This is a genomic window from Paraburkholderia sp. J94 (assembly GCF_905220285.1).
In the GTDB taxonomy this organism is placed as follows: domain Bacteria; phylum Pseudomonadota; class Gammaproteobacteria; order Burkholderiales; family Burkholderiaceae; genus Paraburkholderia; species Paraburkholderia tropica_A.
The window spans coordinates 491,594-513,872 of sequence record NZ_CAJMZH010000006.1 but is presented as its reverse complement, the minus strand read 5'-3'; the positions used below and the strand labels follow the sequence as shown (position 1 = coordinate 513,872).

Below are 22,279 nucleotides of genomic sequence, written 5' to 3'. Positions count from 1 at the left end.
CGCCGCGCGCGGGCGCAGTGAGCGGTGTCGTCACGCTCACCCGAACAAGCAGACCTCGACAGATTGGCGCATAGCGTATGACCGAACCCTTGCTGACGATGCGCGGCATCGTCAAATCCTTCGCGGGCGTGAAGGCGCTCGACGGCATCGACCTCACGGTGCGCCCTGGCGAATGCGTGGGCCTGTGCGGCGAGAACGGCGCGGGCAAATCCACGCTGATGAAAGTGCTCTCGGGCGTCTATCCGCATGGCACCTGGAGCGGCGAAATCCGCTGGGAAGGCGCGCCGCTCGAAGCGCACAGCGTGCGCGACACCGAACGCGCGGGCATCGTCATCATCCATCAGGAATTGATGCTCGTGCCGGAGCTTTCCGTCGCCGAGAACATCTTTCTCGGCAACGAAATCACGCTGCCTGGCGGGCGCATGAATTACGCGGCGATGTACCGGCGCGCCGACGAATTGCTGCGCGAACTGAACATCGACGCCATCAACGTGGCGCAGCCCGTGATGAATTACGGCGGCGGCCATCAGCAACTCATTGAAATTGCGAAGGCGCTCAACAAGCGCGCGAAGCTGCTGATTCTCGACGAGCCGTCCTCGTCGCTCACGGCGGCCGAGACGAAGATCCTGCTCGACATCGTGCGCGATCTGAAGCGACGCGGCGTGGCCTGCGTCTACATTTCGCACAAGCTCGATGAAGTCGAAGCCGTCTGCGATACCGTCACCGTGATCCGCGACGGCAAGCATGTGGCGACCGAGCCGATGGCCTCGCTCACGACCGACCGCGTGATCGCGATGATGGTGGGCCGCGAGATCAAAAACCTCTTTCCGCGCGAGCCGCACGAGATCGGCGAAGTGATGTTCGAGGCGCGCAACGTGACCTGCTACGACGTGACGAATCCGCGCCGCAAACGCGTGGACGATGTGTCGTTCTCAGTGCGGCGCGGCGAGATTCTCGGCGTGGCCGGGCTCGTGGGCGCGGGGCGCACGGAGACCATGCAGGCGATCTTCGGCGCGTATGCGGGCGCGTATTCGGCGAGCGTCATGCTCGAAGGCAAGCCGCTCAAGATCGGCTCGCCGCTCGACGCGATTCGCGCGGGCATCGCCATGGTGCCCGAGGACCGCAAGCGTCACGGCATCGTGCCGCAACTGGGCGTGGGCCACAACATCACGCTCTCGGTGCTGGAGCGTTTCGCGAAGCGCGGACGCATCGACGCCGCCGCCGAACTCGACACGATCCGCACGGAAATGCAGCGTTTGTCGGTGCGCGCGGCCAATCCCATGCTGTCGATCGCGAGTCTCTCGGGCGGCAATCAGCAGAAGGCCGTGCTCACGAAGATGCTGCTGACCGACCCGAAGGTGCTGATCCTCGACGAACCCACGCGTGGCGTGGACGTCGGCGCGAAGTACGAGATCTACAAGCTCATGTTCCAGCTCGCGAAGCGCGGCGTGGCGATCGTGATGGTGTCGTCGGAGCTGCCGGAAGTGCTTGGCGTGAGCGACCGCGTGCTCGTGATCGGCGAGGGCGAATTGCGCGGCGACTTCGTCAACGAAGGCCTGACGCAGGAACATATTCTCGGCGCCGCGATTCAGAGCGCGCGTGCCCAACCTATCGCAGAGAGTGCAGCATGACCCCAGACGTCACGACCCCCGCCGCGCGCGAAGATCAGTTGCCGGGCGGCAGCGGCCTCGGCCTGCGCTTCCAGCAACTGTTCGCGCGCTACAAGATCCTCGCCTTGCTGCTCGCCGTCGCGGCGATCTGGGTGTTTTTCTCGGTGCTCACGCACGGCGCGTTCGTCACGCCGCGCAACGTCTCGAACCTGCTGCGGCAGATGTCGATCACCGGCATGCTCGCGTGCGGCATGGTGTTCGTCATCATCGCGGGCGAGATCGATTTGTCGGTGGGTTCGCTGCTCGGTCTGCTCGGCGGCGTGGCGGCGATACTCGACGTGAACCGGCACTGGCCGATTGGCGTGACGGTGCCCGTGGTGCTCGCGCTCGGCGTGCTGATCGGGCTGTTCAACGGCTGGTGGTCGACGTATCGTCGCGTGCCGTCATTCATCGTCGGTCTCGGCGGCATGCTGGCGTTTCGCGGCGTGCTGCTGGGCATCACGGGCGGATCGACGATTGCACCCGTTTCGGATTCCTTTGTATTTATCGGTCAAGGCTATCTGCCGCGTGTCGTGGGCGACGTGATTGCGTTTGCGCTGTTCGTGCTGCTCGCCGTGCTCACGGTGCGTCAGCGTGCGAATCGCCGCCGTTATCAGTTGAGCGTGGTGCCGCTCTGGCAGGACGCCGTGAAGATCGTCGGCGCGGGCGCGATCGTGCTGGCTTTCGTGCTCATGCTCGACAGCTACGGTGGCATTCCCGTGCCAGTGCTGCTGCTGCTCGCGCTGCTCGGCATCTTCACGTGGGTCGCCACGCAAACGGTGTTCGGCCGCCGCATCTACGCCGTGGGATCGAATCTCGAAGCGACGCGTCTTTCGGGCGTCAACACGAATCGCGTGAAGCTCGCGATCTTCGCGCTGATGGGCCTCATGTGCGCGGTGGCGGGCATGGTGAACACCGCGCGTCTCGCGGCGGGCTCGCCGTCGGCGGGCACGATGGGCGAACTCGATGCGATCGCGGCGTGCTTCATCGGCGGCACGTCGATGCGCGGCGGCTCGGGCACGGTCTATGGCGCGTTGATCGGCGCGCTCGTGATGGCGAGTCTCGACAACGGCATGTCGATGCTCGATGTGGACGCGTACTGGCAGATGATCGTGAAGGGCGGCATTCTCGTGCTCGCCGTGTGGGTGGATGTGGTGTCGGGATCGAATCGTCGTTGATGTTGTTGATGTCGCTGACGAAATAGGGCGGCAATAGCAAACGTGATTGATCTCGCGTGAAGCCGGACATGTGACGCACATCGCGCGAATGTGTAGTGGGCGAGTACAACGCGCAGACTAAAACGGGCGGACCATCGGTTCCGCCCGTTTTCTTTTATCGGCCTGACGTGCTATCACGGCCCGCTGGCTGCGGGCATGATGAACGCATGCTTCCGTCGTTCGTCATGGTTTATTGCAGGGCGCGCAGCAATGCGTACGCCTGATGCAGCTTCGAGACGTGTCGCCGGGAATCCTGCCACAATCGTTTCGCCGTGTGCCTCTGGCGCGTGTCTTACGCCGCCCGCCCGGCCTTCTTCGCCACGGTGTCGCGCGCCTCGTGTGCGTCACCGCCGCTCTGTCACTTTTCCGGCGCAACCCGCGTTGCGTCGTGCCGTTCCGCGCGCTGCGGCACGGTGCCGAACAGGAGACAAGTCCGTCATGCCTACCCTCTGCGAAATCTGCAATGCGCGGCCCGCGGTCGCGCGCGTGACCGTCGTGCAAAACGGCGAGCGCAAGTCGATGTCGATCTGCGACTACGACTATCGCCAGCTGATGCGCCATCAAAGCATGGTCAATCCCTTTGATTCGCTGCTGGGCGGCGGCGGCTTGTCGCGCTTCTTCGGCGGCATGGAAGGCGGCGGTCACGATGATGACGACGACCACGGCTTTTCCGCCGAAGTGCCGCGCGAATCGGTCGACGCCACCGACGCGTTCAGCGAACAGACCCTCGAAATCCTGCAACGCGCGGCCGAGAAAGCGCACGAGTTGCGCCGCACCGAACTCGACACCGAGCACCTGCTCTACGTGCTCGCCGACACCGACGTTTGCGCGGCGCTGCTCAAGGAGCTGAAGCTTTCGCCGCAGGACATCCAGGGCTATATCGACGCGCACGCGCAACAAGGCACCGCGCGCGAGGATGCGGCCATCGACAAGATGACGATCTCGCCGCGTCTGAAGAAAGCGTTTCAGTTCGCGTTTCAGGCGTCGCGCGATCTCGGCCATTCCTATGTGGGTCCCGAGCATCTGCTGATCGGTCTTGCTGCGGTGCCGGACAGCATCGCGGGCACGCTGCTCAAGAAGTACGGCGTGACGCCCGAGGCGCTGCGCCAGAAAGTGGTGAAGGTGGTGGGCAAGGGCGCGGAAGACGGCCGCGTGGATGCGCCCACCAACACGCCCACGCTCGACAAGTTCGGCCGCGATCTCACCGCGATGGCGCGCCAGGGCAAGCTCGATCCGGTGCTCGGCCGCGCGCAGGAAATCGAGAACACGATCGAAGTGCTCGCGCGCCGCAAGAAGAATAATCCGGTGCTGATCGGCGAGCCGGGCGTGGGCAAGACGGCCATCGTCGAAGGGCTCGCGCAGCGTATCGTGAACGGCGACGTGCCCGAGGTGCTGCGCGGCAAACGGCTCGTCGAGGTCAATATCAACTCGATGGTCGCGGGCGCGAAATATCGCGGCGAATTCGAGGAGCGCGCCAAGCAGTTGATCGACGAAGTGACCGCGAAGAACGACGAGCTGATTCTCTTTATCGACGAACTGCACACCATCGTGGGCGCGGGGCAGGGCGGCGGCGAGGGCGGGCTCGATATCGCGAACGTGCTCAAGCCTGCGCTCGCGCGCGGCGAGCTGAGTCTGATCGGCGCGACCACGCTCAACGAGTATCAGAAGTACATCGAGAAGGACGCGGCGCTCGAACGGCGCTTCCAGCCCGTGCTGGTGCCCGAGCCGACGGTCGAACAAACCATCGTGATTCTGCGCGGCTTGCGCGACAAGCTGGAGGCGCACCATCAGGTCACCTTCGCCGACGATGCTTTCGTAGCCGCCGCCGAATTGTCGGATCGCTATATCACGTCGCGCTTTCTGCCCGACAAGGCGATCGATCTGATCGATCAGGCGGCCGCGCGCGTGCGAATCGGCGCGACCTCGCGGCCCGCCGATATTCAGGAGCTCGAAGCAGAGATCGTGCAGCTCAAGCGCGAGCAGGATTACGCGTCCTCGCGCAAGCGCTACGACGAGGCCAAGAATTTCGAGGAGCGCATCAAGGACAAGCAGGCGAAGCTCGACGAGCTCACCGAGGCGTGGCAGCGCAAGACCGGTTCGGAAACGCTTGAAGTCACGGTGGCGTCGATTGCCGAAGTCGTGTCGCGGCTCACCGGCATTCCGGTCGCCGATCTCACGCAGGAGGAGCGCCAGAAGCTGCTCAAGATGGAAGAGACGCTGCGCGAACGCGTGGTCGGACAGAGCGACGCCGTAGTGGCCGTGAGCGACGCGGTGCGGCTGTCGCGCGCGGGGCTCGGCCAGGAGCATCGGCCGATTGCCACGTTCCTGTTCCTCGGGCCGACGGGCGTCGGCAAGACCGAACTCGCGAAGGCGCTGGCTGAAACCGTGTTCGGCGACGAGCAGGCGATCATCCGCATCGACATGAGCGAGTATATGGAGCGCCACGCGGTCGCGCGGCTGATCGGCGCGCCGCCGGGCTACGTGGGCTACGACGAAGGCGGACAGTTGACCGAACGCGTGCGGCGCCGCCCGTACTGCGTGATTCTGCTCGACGAGATCGAGAAGGCGCACCCCGACGTGTACAACGTGCTGCTGCAAGTGTTCGACGACGGCCGCCTCACCGACGGCAAAGGGCGCGTCGTGGACTTCAGCAACACGATCATCATCGCGACGAGCAATCTGGGCGCGTCGATCATCATGGAGAACCTCGAGCAGCCCGAGGCGAAGCGCAAGAGCGAGAAGGACGTGCGCGGCGAATTGATGAAAGTGCTCAAGGGGCATTTCCGTCCCGAGTTCCTTAACCGCATCGACGAGATCATCGTCTTCCATGCGCTCTCGAAGGACAACATCCGCAACATCGTGCAGATCCAGCTCGACCGCGTGACGCGCACGGCGGCGGCGCAGGGCATCACGCTGAAGATGAGCGCGGCGCTCGTCGATCATCTCGTCGAGGTGGGCTATCAGCCCGAGTTCGGCGCGCGCGAACTCAAGCGGCAGATCCGCCAAGCCGTGGAGACGCGGCTCGCGAAGGAGATACTCGGCGACGCGCTGCAATCGGGCGATACGGTCGAACTGGGCTACGACACGAGCGCCGAGGAAGTCACCATCGAGAAGATCGCGGTGCCGCCCGATGTGAAGGAAAGCAAGCCCGCGAAGAAGGCGAAGGGTGACGGAAAAGCCGCGAAGCTCGATGTCGACGAGATCGCGCCGGAGCTTGCCGCCGACGACGCCGAAGGCGATCCGCCGCCACCGCCGTCGAAGAAGAACGGCAAGGGCGCGGGCAAGTCGAAATCGGCGTGATGGGTTCGTAGCGAAACTGGCGTCGTGTGCGGCGCCAGTTTTTTATCGTCGAGATTTTATTCGGAATGCTGATGAAAGGCGTTCAGCCGATTTCCCACCAGCCGGGCAGCAGCGCACGCACGTCGGGACGCGCGAAGCGGTCGTCGAGCAGATGCACCACGCCGCTGTCGCTTTCGGTGCGGATCACGCGGCCCGCGGCTTGCACCACCTTGCGCAGCCCGGGTATCAGATAGGTGTAATCGAAGCCCGCGCCATAAAGCGTCTCCATGCGCGCGCGAATCGCTTCGTTCACGGGGTTCACCTGCGGCATCCCGAGCGTGGCGATGAAGGTGCCGATCAGCCGCGTGCCGGGCAGGTCGATGCCTTCGCCGAACGCGCCGCCGAGCACCGCGAAGCCCACGCCGCTGCCGCCTTCCTTGAAGCGCGCAACGAAGTCCTGCTGCTGCGCCTCGTCCATCGTGCGCGACTGCATCCACACGGGCACGTGCGGATGACGCGCGACGAACGCATCGGCGGCGCGTTGCAGATACTCGTAGCTGCTGAAGAAACACAGATAGTTGCCGGGCCGCGCCGCATATTGCGCGGCCACGCGCGCGACCAGCGCATCGAGCGAGCGCTCGCGGTCCTTGTAGCGTGTGGAAATGTCACGCGCGATCTGCACGTCGAGCTGCTCCGCGCGAAACGGCGTGCCGATCTCGACGCTCACCGTGTTTGCGGGCAGGCCGAGCATGTCGGCGTAATAGTGCGTGGGCGCGAGGGTCGCGGAAAACAGCGTGACGCTGTGCGCCGCCGCCACGCGGGGACGCAACGCGCCCGCCGGCACGATGTTGCGGATGCAGAGCGTGGAGCGCGTGCGTTTCGCCGTGCTCGCGGCGGGCAGCGGCGTGACGTCGAAGATCGAATGCGAATCGAAGCGCTCGGCGATGCGCACGAAATGCAGCGCGTCGAAGTAGAAGCGTTCGAGTTCGGGATCGCGCACGAGCGCGGGTTCCGCGAGCTGATCGCCGATGGCGCCGATCACGTCGCCGAGCGCGGCGATCAGGCCGTCGGGCAACGCGTCGCTCGCGCGCCACGCGTGCGGCTGCACGGCGTTTTCTGCGTTCCAGTGGCGCGTGAGCCGCGTGAGCGCGCGCTTGACCGGCGCGCTCGCGCCGCGCTTCACGGCATCGACGCGTGTCTGCACGAGTTCGGCCGAGTACATCGCGCGGGCGCGTTCGGGCAGATTGTGCGCTTCGTCGACGAGCAGACTCGCGCGCCATTGATTGTGCGCGGCGAGCATGAACAGCATCGCGCTGACGTCGAAGTAATAGTTGTAGTCGCCGACGATCACGTCGCTCCAGCGCGCGAGTTCCTGGCCGAGATAGTACGGACAGACCGCGTGCTCGCGCGCCACGTCGCGCAGCGCCGCGCGATCGAGCCGCACGCGTGCGAGCGCCGCCGAGCGCGCGGCGGGCAGGCGGTCGTAGAAGCCGCGCGCGAGCGGACACGATTCGCCATGGCACGCGAGTTCGGGATGCTCGCAGGCCTTGTCGCGCGCCACGAGTTCGAGCACGCGCAGCGGCAGCGGCGTGTCGCGATTCGGCTGTGCATCGGCGAGCGTCGCGAGTGCATCGAGCGCGAGCTGACGTCCCGGGCTTTTCGCGCTCAGAAACAGCACCTTGTCGATGCCCGCACGCGCGCACGCCTTCAATTGCGGAAACAGCGTGCCGATCGTCTTGCCGATGCCGGTGGGCGCCTGCGCGAGCAGGCAGCGTGCTTGCGTGGCGGCGCGCCAGACGGCTTCGGCGAGATCGCGCTGTCCGTGACGGAAGTCCGCGTGCGGCAGTTGCAGCGCGATCAGCGCGGCGTCGCGCGCGACGCGGTGGGCGCTTTCCTGTTTGGCCCACGCGGAAAATTGTTCGCACTGCGATTCGAAGGCGGCGCGCAGATCGGCGGCGTTCGCCTGTTCGGTGAGCGCGGTCTCGCGGGCCGTGGCGATGTCGTAGTAGACGAGCGCGAGTTCGATGGCGTCGAGCCCGAGCTTTTCGCACATCAGCGCGCCGTAGACGCGCAGTTGCGCCCAGTGCAGTGCGCGCTGGTTCTCGCGCATGGCGTCGAGATCGCCGCGATAGGTTTTGAACTCTTCGAGGCGGCGTTGCGCGGGATCGTAGCCGTCGGCGCGGCCGCGCACGGTCAGCGTCCCGACGGTGCCCGTGAGCGCGATTTCGGTTTCATAGCCGGGCGGACGGCGCGATGCGATGGCGGCGTGTCCGGCGCGGCCTTCGCTCGCGTCGGGCGAGGGCGTGAAGCGCAGGTCGAGGTCGCCGCGCTTCGCGGTGAACTCGCAGAGCGTGCGCACGGCGACGGTGTAGCTCATCGCGTCGATGCCGGATTGGCCGCGAGCGTGGCCGGATCGTTGTTGTCGCTCTCGTCGCTTCCCCAGCGCGCCTGCAGCACCGTGACAGGCATGCCGTGGGCCGCGCAGTAGGCGAGCCAGCGGCGTTGGTTGTCCTGCAGGCGGTCGCCGGGGCCTTTCACCTCGATCAGTTCGTAGCGGCGCTCGCGCGGCCAGAAGCGCACGAGGTCGGGCAGACCCGATCGGTTGGCGGCGGGCTCGCGCAGCAGACGCTCGAACCACAGGCGCAGATGCGCGGCCGGAAAGCAGTCGAGCGCGAGGGTGAGCAGCGTCTCGTCGAGCGCGGGCCACGCGACGTAGGGCGACTGGATGCCGGTTTTTTCGGCGAAGCGCGCGCGTATCGTCGCGCGATAGGCGCCGCTGTCGAGTTCGGCGAGGCAGGCCGCGAAACGCTCGGCGCGACGCGCGACGAAGTCGGCGGCGTGCAGGTCGGCGGGGCCGCGCTGAAACGGATGGAAGAACGCGCCCGGCAGCGGCGCGAACAGCGCAGGCCAGCACAGCAGGCCGAACAGGCTGTTGATCAGCGTGTTCTCGACGTAGAACACGGGCGCGTCGGCGCATGTGAGCGCGAGGCGCGACGCTTCTTCCACGCGCAGATCGGCCCAGGCGGCGGGCAAGGTCAGCGTGAGCGTGGCGTGCGTGGGCGTTGACGTTGATTTTTCGTCGGATGCCGCGGCATCGGCGTGTTTTCGCGCGCGCGTGCGTTGCAGGCGCCCGAGCGTGCGCGCCGCGCGCTGCGCTTCTTCCTCGTTGACGGGCGCGGCGGCGATCGTCTGCGCGAGCGCCTCGGCTTCGTCGCGTCGGCCGAGTTGTTCGAGCACGCGCACGCGCCGGTAGCGCGATTCGGGGTGCGCGCTGTCCACGTAGGCGCGCCAGGCGAGTTCGGCGGCGCTCGCGCGCTCGGCGGCGAGGCCCACGGCGTGGCGCAGACGGTCGTGGCGCGCGCGCAGCCAGGCGTTGCCGTGCGTGCGGGGCGCGAGCGCGTCGAGCGTATCGAGCGCGCAGGCGAGGCCCGTGGCCGGATCGTCGGCGAGTTCGAGCGCCTCGCGGCAGTCGCGCAGCGCCAGATACGCGTCGATGTCGTCGCGCTGCTGGAACGCGCGCGACGCCGCATCGAGCGGCACCTGTTCGTAGCGGTAGACGCCCAGATCGGCAAGCACGAATTCGGTCCAGTCCTGACGCAGATTGCCGAAGAACATCAGGCGCAGGCGCTCGCAGAGCGGGGCGGCGCTGAAGCGGAACACGCTGTCGGGCGAGCCGGGGAACCACGCGGCCCATTCGCGCGCGGCGGGCGAGCCGGTTGCCAGCGCGGCTTCGAGCGCGCCGACGAGGGCGGCGCGCGTGGCGCTGCGTCTGTCCAGCGCTTTCAGGGTTTTCAGGGCTTCCAGTGCGGCGGGGTTGTCGATTTCACGCGAGGCCGAAGCGGCGTCGGCTTGTTCAAGCTGCGCGAGCGGGTCAACGAGTCGCGCGGCCAGCGCCTGCAATTCCGCCTTCGTGACGAGTGCGGCGAGCGCATCGAATGCGAGCACGGGCGCGCCGTCGAGCCAGCCAGTCGCGACCAGCGGCGCGGCGGCCGCACGCGGACAGCCGATCTCGGCATAGTCGAGCTTGCTGGCGCGGAAATCCGGCCCTTTGCGCATCAGCATGCGCACGAACAGCGCGCGCGAGGCGCGCGGCAACGCGCCGAAGTCACGCAGGAAACGGCGCTCCTCGTCGTCGAACAGGTCGGCGCAGCGCGCGTCGAGCCAGCCGAGCGCGCGCTCGAAGTTCGCGAGGTAATAGAACGGATCGGGAGAGTCGGGAAGCACGCGCGGCACTGTACGGATATACAGCAGCGATGATAGCAGGCTCGCGCCGCCGCGCATCGGTTCCACGCGGGCCGCGGGCGGCCGTAGGCTACAATTGCCGCAGCCTGAAAACCGAACCGCGCTTCGAGCGCATGAACACAGCGATGAATAAACGGAATGTCAGCCTCGTCGGCCTCGTGGCCGGCGTCACCTTGCTCGCGGGATGCGTCGCGCAGTACCAGAATCCGGGCGCGTGCGCGCAGGAGATGCGCACGCGGCTGACCCAGACGTCGCTGGGCGAACTCGACGTCACGCATACCGCCGTCGCGTATCGCGGCAAACGCGTGGTGATCGAGGGGCATCTCGAACGTCCCATGTTGCCGGCTTCCGGGGCGGTCGCGGCTTCGGGCGCGTCGGGCGTTTCAGCGGCTTCGGCGGCTGTCGGTGCGAGCGGCGCGCAAGGCGCGAAGGCGACTGCTACGACTGCCACTACGGCCTCGGCTGCTGCGGCTTCGCAGGCTTCCGACGCGTCGGCCAAACAGGCGGCCGAACCCAAGCCCACGACGCCCGTCGCGCTGATCGCCCAGAAGCTCGGCCTGCACAAGACGCCGCCCACGCCCGCCGCCGCCGAGTGCACCTACGACCAGACCGGCAGCCTCACGTCGTTCCACTGGCTCGCGCCCGCCGCGCTCGCCAAGACCACGCCCGCGTCCGACGCCAGCGCGGACGACTAAGCGATCACGCGCAAGGCGCGCCGCGCGCGCCTTGCTGTCCCACGCTCCCCTCATCGTCAGAACGCGAAATACGGCCCCGCGCCCGCCGGCGTCGCCTGGGCCTCGATCGCCGTAAAGACGCGCTTGCCGAAGAAGAACGGCAGCCCCCATCCGAACGCACGGCTGTTGTAGCCCGCGAGATTCGCGAACGCCCAGTTGCCGCTCGAAAAGAGCGACAGCGCGCTCGCGATCGAGAGCGCGGCGGGCGCTGTCGCGCCGTCGACGCCCTTGATCGTCGCGCTGAGGCTTTGCGGCGACGACGGGCAATACCAGACGCCGCAGCGCGTCAGCGTCGGGTTGGCGAAGAACAGGCCGTTCGAGCCGCTGTCCAGATAGCTTTGCGCGTAGACGCTGCCGTCCGAGGTCGTCGTCGAGACGAAGCCCGTTGCCGTGTTCGCGCGCAGCACCTTCGCGCCGCCGAGCGTGTTGTTGGGCTGCGAGCCGATGCCGAAGATCAGCGAACCGGTCACGCTCGATGCGCCGCTGTCGGCCACGGCGGGCAGGTCGAGCACGACGCCGTTGTTGTCGGTCGCGAAGGCGGCGACGGGGTTGCGCACCTGCTGCGCGAGCGGCTGCGCACTGGCCGTGCAGTTGCCCGACGGACACGTGTAGTACCACGCCCCGGACGCCTGATTGACGCACGATGCGCCGCAGTCGGCATTGAACGGCCCCACGCCGAGGATGCCGTTCGCGCGCAGCGTCGTGAGCGTCATCATCGCGAGGCCGCGACTCTGGCAGGCGCTCGGTGTGGTCGGCACGGCCGGGTCGGCGATGACCTGGATCGCCAGCGCCGGGGCCACTTCGCCCGCGAGCCGCACGTCGGCGCGGCGCACCGCGCCCCAGGTGTAGCCGGTGCCGAAGCCCGCGCATTCGCCGGCGATGTCCGCGCCGCTGCCCGCCGTCACCGCCGGCAGGTTCAGGCCCGCGGGCAACGCGGAGGCGAGCAGGCGCAGACCCTGCGAGCCCGTGTCCACCTGCACGTTGCCGATGGTCGCGCAGGTGGCGGTGCCCGGCACGCAGACCGTCACGCTGGTGGTGAGCATGTTGCGCGTCGAAGTCGGCGTGGCCGCGACCTGCACGACGTGCACGTTGGGCGTGGTCGATTGGGGCACGGTGGTGCCGCCGGTGGTCGAGGCGGGCGTGCTCGCGGGTTGGGCGGCGGCGGACGGGTTCGCCGCGCTCGCGGCGGTCGCGGGACTTGCGGAGGCTGCGGTGCCCGCGCCGCCTCCGCCGCCGCATGCGGCGAGCGCGGCGCTCAATGCCAGGCCGAAGGCGCACGCCAGCGCCGCACCGCGTGCGCGCGCATGCCATGGGGGATTGTCGTGTGCGTTCATTCGAGGGCTCCTTCCGTCATGCCGGCGGGCAGCGCGCCCGGCAGCCAGGCGCGCCCGATATAGCCCCGCATGGGTCCGCCGGTTTCGACGATGACCGAGGGCGTTTCCACGCGCGCGGCGTGCAGTTCGTCGCCGCCGGCGGCGTGCAGCGCGGCCGCGCCGCTGTGCCAGGCGGCGGCGTACTGGCCGAGCAGGGCATCGAGATCGGGCGGGGTGGGGCCTTGCCACGTGTAGGCGAAGATGCGGCGGCTGCGGGCGTCGATGTAGACGTTCACGGTGGTGCCGGCGGCATCGGCATGGCTGGCCACGCGCGCCGCGCCGCTGGCGACGCTGTGTGAGGCCGAGGCGGCGATGTCGGCGGCCGATGCGGGGTCGCCGAGCGCGGCGCGCGCCGCGCCGGGCAGAGCGGCAACGCACGCGACGACGCAGGCGGCGGCCGCGGCGCGACCCGCCTGGTTGAGGCTGCAAATTGTCATGATTCTCTCCGTTTGACTCTTTTTCGAGATGTTTTTCTTATTTTTGGGAAAAGTAGCACCGAGCCGTTCCGGGCAAGCCTGCCGCGCTGGCGACACCGCAGCGCGCAAACTCGAATCAATCTCGATAGGCGCCGCAGGCGATTGATTCGTAAGGAAAAGTCGACCGAATTGCGCGAATCGGCAAGCCTTACCGAATGTTGAGAAACGTTAATTTGATCGCACGAATGGCTCGCGCAGCCCGCGCGGACGGGCCGTGGCACGCGCAGAAAGCTTGTCGCGCGGCGTAGCCGCCTCCGGCTTTTTGCACAGCACGGCGACTCGCCGGTAAAATGTTTGGTTGATCCACGAAACCGGACGTGGCCTAAGCCGAAGGGATTACCCGAACATGAGTGATTTTCATCAACGTCTTGCCGCACGCGCCTTTGCGCTCCTGATGGCGGGCGGGTTGGTCGCCGGCTGCAGTTCGCCGTCGCCGAACAAGATCGATTACCGCAGCGACGCCAAGGCGAAGCAGGCGTCGCTGGCTGTACCGCCGAATCTGCTGGACGAAACGTCCGACCAGCGTTCGGTGCCGCCGCAGGGCGGCGAGGCCTCGCTGTCCACGCTCAAGCAGGTCCAGAGCGATGCGCCCGCGGCCGACCAGCAGACCCAGGTGCTGCCGCAGGTGCCGGGCATGCACATCCAGCGCGACGGTACGGAAAGCTGGCTCGTCATCGACAGCCGCACGCCCGCCGACGTCTGGGCCCAGGTGCGCCGCTTCTGGCAGGAACAGGGCTTCCTGCTGGTGGTCGACCAGCGCGACAAGGGCGTGATGGAAACGGACTGGAACGAAACCCATCCGAAGATCAACGACGGCCTGATCCGCAACACGCTGTCGTGGGCCACGGGCAACTCGTATGTCACGGCCGAGCGCAACAAGTACCGCACGCGTCTCGAAACGTCGCCCACCGGCGGCACCTACGTGTTCATCAGCCAGAAGGGCTTGAGCGAGCAGCTGTCGGGCACCAACAACGAGACCAGCAAGTGGGTGCCGAAGCCCAACGATCCGGCGCTCGAGCAGGAATACCTGAAGCGCCTCATGATGACGCTCGCCAACGCGAAGCCGGGCGTGCCCGACGCGCAGGTCGCGAAGGACGTCGACGCCAAGGCCAACGCCAAGGACACGAAGTCGAAGGCGCCGGACGCGGCAGCGGCCGCCATCGCCGCGCAGAACGTGGCAGCGGTGGGCCAGAGCCAGCCGGGCAAGTCGTCGGCGAACACGTCGGGTCAGTACACGTCGACCGAGCTTACGCTCGGCGAGCCGTATGACCGCGCGTGGCTGCGTGTGGGCATCGCGCTCGACCGCGCCAACTTCACCGTGGACGACCGCGACCGCGCGAAGGGCATGTACTACGTGCGTTACGTCGATCCGCAGGATATGACGTCGGCGGAACAGGGCTTCTGGAACCAGATCTTCCATGGCCGCAAGGAAAAGATCGCCAAGCAGTACAAGGTGAACGTGCGCGCCGTGACCGAGAACCAGACCCGCATCGCCGTGGTCGACGACAACGGTCAGATCGACTCGTCGCGCCCGGCGCGCGAGATCATGGGCCTGATGGTCGAAGAACTGCACTAAGCTGCACGAAGGCGGGGCACGAAGGCGGATATTTGCCGCCTTCTGTTCACCGCCTTCGCCCGACGCGAATGCATTAAAAAAGCCCGCCTGCATCCAGCAGGCGGGCTTTTTCTTTGCCCCGCGATATCACGCGGAGGGCGCGCTCAATGCGGCGGAATCATCCACGTGAAGACGTTCTGCTGGAGCCACACGAGCAGGCCGAGCAGCACCGTCATCAGGATCGAATGCTTGAAGGTGCGCGCGAACACGTGGCCTTCCTTGCCCTTGAGTTCGGTGGTCGCGACGCCCGTCGCGATGTTTTGCGGCGAGATCATCTTGCCCATCACGCCGCCCGACGAGTTGGTCGCCGCCATCAGCACGGGATTGAGGTTGAGCTGCTGCGCGGCCACCACCTGCAGATTGCCGAACAGCGCGTTGCCCGACGTGTCGCTGCCCGAGAGGAACACGGCGACCCAGCCGAGGAACGCGGACACGAGCGGAAAGAACGCGCCCACCGACGCCACGCCCAGGCCGAGCGTGTAGGTGAGGCCCGAGTAGTTCATCAGGAACGCGAGCCCGACGATGGTCGCCACCGTGAGAATGGCGATGCGCGTCTGCACCCAGGTATCGACGATCGCGCCGCCGAAGTCGGCGGGCTTCAGGCGCACGACGAAGGCCGTGATGATCGCCGCGGCCAGAATCGCGGTGCCCGTGGCGAGCGGCTGGAAGTCCCAGATCGCGCCGTACGGCGTCTTGTAGAGCGTGATGAAGACCGCCTTGTCGAGGCCCGGCCACGGCACCTTCACGTCGCCGATCGCGAACACCTTCGCGACGGTCCAGAGGATCACCACGACGGCCACGATGATCCACGGATACCAGCCCTGCGCGCCGGAAATGTCGCCGCGCACTTCCTTCGCGCGGTCGACCTTGATCTCGAAGGCGGGGTCGGGCGCGGGCTTCCAGACGCGCAGAAACACGATCGTGAGGATCAGCGAGACGAGCGAGGAGAGCACGTCGGTCAGGCTGTAGTTGATGAAGTTGGCGGTGATGAACTGCGTGATCGCAAAGCTGCCGCCCGAGACCAGCAGCACCGGCCAGATGCGCAGCATGCCGCCCACGCCCGCGTAGATGGCGATCACATAGAACGGCAGCAGCAGCGCGAAGAACGGCAGCTGGCGGCCGACCATCTGGCCGAGCACGTCGGCGGGCAGGTGTGTGACCGCGCCGAGCACCGTGATCGGCACACCGAGCGCGCCGAACGCCACCGGCGCGGTGTTGAAGATCAGCGTGAAGGTGAGCGCTTCGAGCGTCGGGAAGCCGAGCATGATGAGCAGCGAACTCGTGATCGCGATCGGCGTGCCGAAGCCAGAAATGCCTTCGAACAGCGCGCCGAACGAGAAGCCCACCACCACGAGCACGATGCGCCGGTCGTTCGGCAGATTGTCGAGCAGCCACATGCGGAAGGCCGCGAAGCGCCCCGAGCGCAGCGCGATGTTGTAGAGCAGGATCGCCGTGACGACGATCCACATGACCGGCCACAGCGCGAACACCACGCCGTTGAGCACCGCGCTGACCGCCAGATTGACCGGGAACTGCCAGCCCGCGATGGCCACGATCAGCCCGACCACGAGGCCCGCGAGCGACGCCTGCCACGCGGGGCGGCGCGCCCAGCCGAGCAGGACGAGCACCACGGCGATCGGCAGGACAGCCACGATGAACGACAGGAACAGCGAGTTGCCGATGGGTGTCAACAGCTGATGAAACATGACGTCTCCTTTGTGCTGGTTCGTATCGGCGCATCGATGCGCGGGCGCAAAGGTGGGCCGGGCGTGGCGTCGGCGGGGCGGGCGGCGCGCGGGCGTCGTCGCGGGTATCGTCGCGGAGGCGGGCGAATTTAGTAAGGCAGTGCTTCAATCCCCGATGCCCATAAGCAGGATAGAAAATGGGCGCGGAGCGTCAAGGAGGGAAAGTACGGTCGTGCGCGGGCGGGGCGGGTGGCGCGGGCGGCGCGGGCCGGGCGGTGATGCCGGTCGGTGACGGGCGTTGCTGAGCGATCAGCGATGCCAGTGCCCGCCGCCGCCGCCCCAGTAGCCGAAGCCGAACGAGATCGCCGGCGCGCCCCAGCCCCAGGCGGGATACGGGTAGTACGCGGGATAGGCCGGGTAGGCGGGGTAATACGCCGGCCAGACCGGCCACACGGGCGCGGTGGCCGTGAGCGAACCGGGATACTGCGCGTCGGGAATCGCGGCGGGCGCGGGGTTGGGCGGCGCGGCGTAGGTTGCTTGAGCCGCATGTGTCGCCTGTGGCGATTGCGCGGTGGGATAGGGCGAGGTTTCCTGCTGCGTCCCTGCGGCGGGTACCGCGCCGTAGTAGTACGGTGAATACGGCGCGTAACCGTACGGCGCGTAGTAATAACAGCCCGACAGCGCGAGCAGCGCGGCGGCTGCGCCTGCCGAAGCCGCGCGCTTCGCGTAGCGGCCTGGCGTGGATGCGCGGCAAGACGAGGACGACATCAAGACTGAGGCAGACGTGCGTGGCATGGCGGACTCCGTGCCGGTGCGGATCGCGGCGTAGTCGATTGAGCTTACTCGCGTTGTCCGCGTGGCGTATTGCACGCGCGTCACCGATTATTTCGGGCGATTGCTTCCACGATTGAATCCGCAATTGCACCCGCTTGCACCCGCGCATACCATCGCCCAAAACCAGCGCGGCGCATGCCCCGATGGGAACATGCGCCGCGCATCCTCTCTGAAACCGGCGCTGCCGGCGTTTTGCCTGTCGATGGTGTTTTTGTTGTGGGCGTCCCCGGATTACACGCGCTTACTTGCCGACCTGATTGCCGATAATGCCGCCGACCGCCGCGCCGCCCACCGTCGACAGCGCGCTGCCGCCGATCACGGCGCCCGCCGCGCCGCCGACACCCGCGCCGATGGCGGTGTCGCGATCGCGTCGGGACATGTTGTCGCAAGCGCTGAGGCTGCCGATCACGGCGACCAGCGCGGCGGCCGTGAGCAGGGTGCGGGTATGGGCGAACGTGTTCATTTTTCGACTCCCTGAGATCGCTGAGATCAGCTATGCGATGCCGATCTCGCCGCACATTTCAGGCCCGATCCGCACCTCCAGTACACCCATCCTAGCCACGCGCCGCGTATCAGGGTGTGTGCGCTTGTCAGCGAGTTGTCGGAGTCGTTAGAAAATGTATCGATGCGCCGCACGACGGTTGTGATGATCAATCGTCATCGTGCGGCGCAGCGAAGCAACGAACGTCGCTTCGATGGGGCTTACTGACGCTGATAAATCTCCGCGCCTTGCTTCACGAACTCGACGGCCTTCACTTCCATGCCTTTTTTCAGGGCCTCGTCGTCGCTCATGCCTTGCTTGGCCGCGAAGTCGCGCACGTCCTGCGTGATCTTCATCGAGCAGAAATGCGGGCCGCACATCGAGCAGAAATGCGCGACCTTCGCCGAGTCCTTCGGCAGCGTTTCGTCGTGGAATTCACGCGCCTTGTCCGGGTCGAGGCCGAGATTGAACTGGTCTTCCCAGCGGAACTCGAAGCGCGCCTTCGAGAGCGCGTTGTCGCGCACCTGCGCGCCCGGATGACCCTTCGCGAGATCGGCCGCGTGCGCCGCGAGCTTGTACGTGATGATGCCTTCCTTCACGTCGTCCTTGTTCGGCAGGCCGAGGTGCTCCTTCGGCGTGACGTAGCAGAGCATCGCCGTGCCGAACCAGCCGATCATTGCCGCGCCGATACCCGAGGTGATGTGGTCGTAGCCCGGTGCGATGTCGGTGGTCAGCGGCCCGAGCGTGTAGAAGGGCGCTTCCTTGCACCAGTCGAGCTGGAGATCCATGTTCTCCTTGATGAGCTGCATCGGCACGTGGCCGGGGCCTTCGATCATCACCTGCACGTCGTGCTTCCACGCGATCTGCGTGAGCTCGCCGAGCGTCTTCAGTTCGCCGAGCTGCGCTTCGTCGTTGGCGTCGTAGATCGAGCCCGGACGCAGGCCGTCGCCGAGCGAGAAGCTCACGTCGTATTCCTTCATGATTTCGCAGATCTCTTCGAAATGCTCATAAATGAAGGATTCCTTATGGTGCGCGAGGCACCACTTGGCCATGATCGAACCGCCGCGCGAGACGATGCCCGTCATGCGGTTGGCCGTGAGCGGCACGTATTGCAGACGCACGCCCGCGTGAATCGTGAAGTAATCGACGCCCTGTTCGGCCTGCTCGATCAGCGTGTCGCGGAACATTTCCCACGTCAGGTCCTCGGCCTTGCCGTTGACCTTTTCGAGCGCCTGATAGATCGGCACCGTGCCGATCGGCACCGGCGAATTGCGGATGATCCACTCGCGCGTTTCGTGAATGTGCTTGCCCGTCGACAGATCCATGACCGTGTCGCCGCCCCAGCGGATCGCCCACGTCATCTTGTCGACTTCCTCGCCGATCGACGACGTGACCGCCGAATTGCCGATGTTCGCATTGATCTTCACGAGGAAGTTGCGGCCGATGATCATCGGTTCGCTTTCCGGGTGGTTGATGTTCGCGGGGATGATCGCGCGGCCGCGTGCGATCTCGTCGCGCACGAATTCGGGCGTGATTTCCTTGAGCGCGTCGGCGCCGAATGCGGCTGCACCGAAGGCCTGGCCCGGATGCTGGCGGCCCATCATCGCCGCGAGCTTCGCGCCGTTCGGGCCGCTCGACTTCAGGCTTTCGAGGTACTCGGCGCGGCGCTGGTTTTCGCGGATCGCGATGTACTCCATTTCGGGCGTGATGATGCCCTGACGCGCGTAGTGCATCTGCGTGACGTTCTTGCCGGCCTTGGCGCGGCGCGGCGTGCGGTGCAGGCCCGGGAAACGCAGTTCGGCCGTGGCCGGATCGGCGGCGCGCTCGCGGCCGAAGTCGGAGGAGAGGCCCGGCAGCGATTCGGTGTCGCCGCGCTTTTCGATCCATGCCTGGCGCAGCGCGGGCAGACCCGCGCGGATGTCGATCTTCGCTTCGGGATCGGTGTACGGACCCGAGGTGTCGTAGACATAGACCGGCGGATTCTTCTCGCCGCCGAAGCCCGTGGGCGTATCGGCCTGCGTGATCTCACGCATCGGCACGCGGATATCGGGCTGCGAGCCGGTGACGTAGATCTTGCGGGAATTGGGCAGCGGCGCGATCGCGGCTTCGTCGACGTGCGCGGTAGCGGAAATGAACTTGGGATTCGCGTTCATGCGTCTCTCTCTCCATGAAGCAGTGGGGGAACAACGGCTTAGCAGGAGACGAAACGGAACGTGGACGGACTTCGCTTTGATGGATGAAGCAAGGCGATGGTGCTGCGAAGTCCGGACGCTTCCCTGCGCTGGCATTATCCAGATCAGGTTCAAAGGGTATTTCTCACCCGCGAAATACGCAGCTCGACTCTTCGTATGAAGGATTCGAAGCGGCGCATGACGCAGGACCCCCGCGTAAGCAGGCCAAACGATACACCGCGCTGCGACGATCTGGCAAGTGCGAATTCGCACGCGATGCGCTAAGCGCGGCGGGTTTCGCGCGCGCGCTCATATAGCGATGCGCGCGCATTTTGCGTCGCGCGTAGTGGTGAAAAAGCAGCGAAAAAACGGCAAAAGGAACGACGGGAAGAGAGCGAAGCGCCAGCGATGAACAGCAAAAATCCGCGCGCGATTACAGCGAAAAATTGTCGGAAGCTTCGGGCTGAAACAGGATGCGATCGATCTTGAGCGTTTCGACGGCGCCGCTCGGCGGCGTGAAGCGCACGGTGTCGCCGCGCTTCGCGCCGAGGAGCGCGAGACCGGCTGGCGAGAACACGTTCAGCCGTCCGGCTTCGACATTCGCGCCAGCCGGATAGACGACCGTGAACGTCACCGGCTCGCCCGTGCGCTCGCTTACGAGCGTGACCTGCGAGTTCATGGTGACGACGTTCGAGGCCACCTTGTGCGGGTCGACGATCTCGGCGCGTTCGAGCAGTTCGTCGAGCATCGCCTGGCGCGCGGGCGCTGCGCCCGGTTCGGCGGCGCATTTTTCGAGGCGGGCGAGATCGAGTTCGGTCAGGTAACGGATTTTCTTGGACATGGCGGTTCTCCCGGCGATCCGGAAAAGTGAAAGGATGAAATCGAGGATCGTTCGGCCCGGAGCCTGGCCGAACGGCTCCAGAAGCGGAGGGGAGTTCAGCGCGGGCGCCGGGCGGTGGCGTGCGGGGCGCGGATGCCGGTGGGTTGACGCAGACGTCGTCGGGCCGATGGGCGGGCTTGCGCCGCATTGGCCTGCGCCGCCCGAACACGCGCGACCGCACCGCGCGCAGGGCGCGACGGCGGGCAGGCGGCGAGGATCGAGGGCGGCTGGCGCATCGGTTTCGACGAACAGAGAAAAGTGGATGAAAGTAAATCGAAAGGATTTATCATCCTAGCACGGTCTCAGAAAAGCGGGGCGAGGGCGGCCGGACCGATGCCGTTTTTCGCGTGGATACCCACACCGTTGCGCGCACGCAGCGCCCCCGCGCATAAAGCCGACGCGCGTCGTCCGCAATGAAGCACCTTGTTGCATAATGCGTGGCGCCCGTTCGAGCTTTCAATCGTGTTTCGGGCGCGTTCAGCTTCGCCCTCATCGGCACGCTCTCTCGCACTCTCGCTCCGTTCGCCGCCTCCATCATGCCGTCGCGCTTTGCTCGTCCCGTCCCACGTCCGGCGGGATGCCCGTGCTTCGTCCTTTCCCCCTTCAGCGCCGCCACGGAGCATTGACGATGATGCCCCGTTTGCCTTCCGGCCAGACTGCTTTGTCGCTCGCGCAAGGGCTCCTTCAGGCGTTGATGCGGGCCGGCGCCTGGTGCTGGCGCAGCGCGCGTGCCATGCGGCTGCCGCAGACGCGCAGCGGCCGCGTCGCGCTCTCGCTCGCCGTCGTCTACTTCGTCTGGGGTTCGACTTACCTCGGCGTGCACGTCGCGCTCGGCTCGTTTCCGCCGCTGCTGCTGTCAGGCCTGCGTAACCTGCTGGCGGGCATCGGCCTGTTCGTGTTCGCGATGCGGCGGCGTCCCGTCATGCCGACGCTCGCGCAGGTGCGCAACGCGGGCGTCGTCGGCACGCTGCTGGTCGGGCTGTCGAGCGGCATGCTGGCGTACGGCATGCGCACGGTCGGCACCGGCACCGCGGCCGTGATGGTCGCCACCGTTCCCTTGTTCGCCACGCTGATCGCCGCCGCAGCCGGACGGCGCGTCGCGAAAGGCGAGTGGGCGGCGGTCGCGCTCGGGCTCGTCGGCATCGCCATCCTGAGTCACGGCGGCGGCGCAAGCGGCACGGCGGGCGGCTCGCTCGCGATTCTCGGCGGCGCGTTGTTCTGGGCGGTCGGCGCGCATCTGGCGGGACGGCTCGAATTGCCGTCCGACCTGTTTATCGCCACGGCCTTGCAGATCGGCCTCGGCGGCGCGATTTCGACGCTGGTCGCGTGGATCACCGGCGAGCGCATGGGCACGCTGCATTTCCTGCCGTTCGTCGCCTTCGCGTATCTGATGCTGATCGGCACGATGGCCGCGTACGTCGCCTATGGCTATCTGATTCGCCAGACGAGCCCGCTCGTCGCGAGTAGCTGCATGTATGTGAATCCGGTGGTGGCGGTCGCGTTGGGCGCGGTGATGCTCGGCGAGCCGATCACCACGGGCACGATCGTCGCGACCGTGCTGATTCTCGGCAGCGTCGGGCTCTCGTTCATCTTCGACGACCGTCGCCGGACGAGCTGAATCGGCCTGAATCGAAGCGATTCAA

At 66.6% G+C, this 22,279-nt stretch carries 15 protein-coding genes and 1 riboswitch; of the genes, 6 read left to right on the top strand and 9 right to left on the bottom strand.

All coding sequences use genetic code 11. The annotated features are described in order from the left end of the window. The first annotated feature begins 77 nt into the window (after positions 1–77). The 3 genes from xylG (at position 78) to U4Y88_RS15835 (ending at position 6,166) form a co-directional block, all read left to right on the top strand. Positions 78–1,631, top strand: coding sequence for a D-xylose ABC transporter ATP-binding protein (xylG, locus tag U4Y88_RS15845; protein ID WP_224012585.1), 1,554 nt, complete (start codon positions 78–80; stop codon positions 1,629–1,631). Further along, entirely contained in the window at positions 1,628–2,827 is a 1,200-nt protein-coding gene (locus U4Y88_RS15840; RefSeq protein ID WP_224012586.1) for a sugar ABC transporter permease, read from the top strand. The genes xylG and U4Y88_RS15840 overlap by 4 nt, the downstream gene beginning before the upstream one ends. Positions 2,828–3,304: 477 nt before the next feature. Continuing rightward, positions 3,305–6,166, top strand: coding sequence for an ATP-dependent Clp protease ATP-binding subunit (locus U4Y88_RS15835; RefSeq protein WP_321784920.1), 2,862 nt, complete (start codon positions 3,305–3,307; stop codon positions 6,164–6,166). An 82-nt stretch (positions 6,167–6,248) separates the two neighbouring features. Here U4Y88_RS15835 and U4Y88_RS15830 read toward each other — a convergent pair whose 3' ends face one another. Beyond that, positions 6,249–8,522, bottom strand: coding sequence for an ATP-dependent DNA helicase (locus tag U4Y88_RS15830; protein WP_321784918.1), 2,274 nt, complete (start codon positions 8,520–8,522; stop codon positions 6,249–6,251). Further along, positions 8,519–10,369 carry a VRR-NUC domain-containing protein gene (locus U4Y88_RS15825; RefSeq protein WP_321784916.1) on the bottom strand — a complete coding sequence of 617 codons (1,851 nt, stop codon included), beginning with the start codon at positions 10,367–10,369 and terminating at the stop codon, positions 8,519–8,521. The genes U4Y88_RS15830 and U4Y88_RS15825 overlap by 4 nt, the downstream gene beginning before the upstream one ends. Before the next feature lie 143 nt (positions 10,370–10,512). Between U4Y88_RS15825 and U4Y88_RS15820 the strand changes: the two genes are divergently transcribed. Then, entirely contained in the window at positions 10,513–11,082 is a 570-nt protein-coding gene (locus tag U4Y88_RS15820; RefSeq protein WP_321784914.1) for a hypothetical protein, read from the top strand. Positions 11,083–11,138: 56 nt separating this feature from the next. On the opposite strand, the gene U4Y88_RS15815 is transcribed toward U4Y88_RS15820, so the two are convergent. Both U4Y88_RS15815 and U4Y88_RS15810 read right to left on the bottom strand, forming a co-directional pair. Continuing rightward, positions 11,139–12,455, bottom strand: coding sequence for a DUF3443 domain-containing protein (locus tag U4Y88_RS15815; protein ID WP_321784912.1), 1,317 nt, complete (start codon positions 12,453–12,455; stop codon positions 11,139–11,141). Then, the gene (locus U4Y88_RS15810; RefSeq protein ID WP_321784910.1) at positions 12,452–12,931 is read right to left on the bottom strand and encodes a DUF2844 domain-containing protein; all 480 of its coding nucleotides are present in this window, start codon (positions 12,929–12,931) and stop codon (positions 12,452–12,454) included. Before U4Y88_RS15810 ends, U4Y88_RS15815 begins: the two co-directional genes overlap by 4 nt. Before the next feature lie 385 nt (positions 12,932–13,316). Between U4Y88_RS15810 and bamC the strand changes: the two genes are divergently transcribed. After that, entirely contained in the window at positions 13,317–14,546 is a 1,230-nt protein-coding gene (gene bamC, locus U4Y88_RS15805; protein WP_321784908.1) for an outer membrane protein assembly factor BamC, read from the top strand. Positions 14,547–14,689: 143 nt separating this feature from the next. Here bamC and U4Y88_RS15800 read toward each other — a convergent pair whose 3' ends face one another. From U4Y88_RS15800 to U4Y88_RS15780, 5 genes are all read right to left on the bottom strand, one after another. Continuing rightward, on the bottom strand, positions 14,690–16,291 hold the full coding sequence (locus tag U4Y88_RS15800; protein WP_321784906.1) for an L-lactate permease: 1,602 nt from the start codon (positions 16,289–16,291) through the stop codon (positions 14,690–14,692). A 288-nt stretch (positions 16,292–16,579) separates the two neighbouring features. Then, positions 16,580–17,065, bottom strand: coding sequence for a hypothetical protein (locus tag U4Y88_RS15795; protein ID WP_321784904.1), 486 nt, complete (start codon positions 17,063–17,065; stop codon positions 16,580–16,582). Positions 17,066–17,345: 280 nt separating this feature from the next. Then, positions 17,346–17,567 (bottom strand): glycine zipper 2TM domain-containing protein, encoded by a 222-nt coding sequence (locus U4Y88_RS15790; protein WP_224015290.1) that lies wholly within the window; start codon positions 17,565–17,567, stop codon positions 17,346–17,348. A 239-nt stretch (positions 17,568–17,806) separates the two neighbouring features. Further along, a complete protein-coding gene (thiC, locus tag U4Y88_RS15785; protein ID WP_224015292.1) occupies positions 17,807–19,738 on the bottom strand; it encodes a phosphomethylpyrimidine synthase ThiC in 1,932 nt (643 codons plus the stop codon). A 102-nt stretch (positions 19,739–19,840) separates the two neighbouring features. Further along, positions 19,841–19,980, bottom strand: a riboswitch (TPP riboswitch). 209 nt (positions 19,981–20,189) lie between these two features. Continuing rightward, positions 20,190–20,597 (bottom strand): GreA/GreB family elongation factor, encoded by a 408-nt coding sequence (locus U4Y88_RS15780; RefSeq protein ID WP_321784902.1) that lies wholly within the window; start codon positions 20,595–20,597, stop codon positions 20,190–20,192. Positions 20,598–21,330: 733 nt separating this feature from the next. On the opposite strand from U4Y88_RS15780, the gene U4Y88_RS15775 reads away from it, so the two are divergent. Further along, positions 21,331–22,254 (top strand): EamA family transporter, encoded by a 924-nt coding sequence (locus U4Y88_RS15775; RefSeq protein ID WP_321784963.1) that lies wholly within the window; start codon positions 21,331–21,333, stop codon positions 22,252–22,254. The last annotated feature ends 25 nt before the right edge of the window (positions 22,255–22,279 follow it).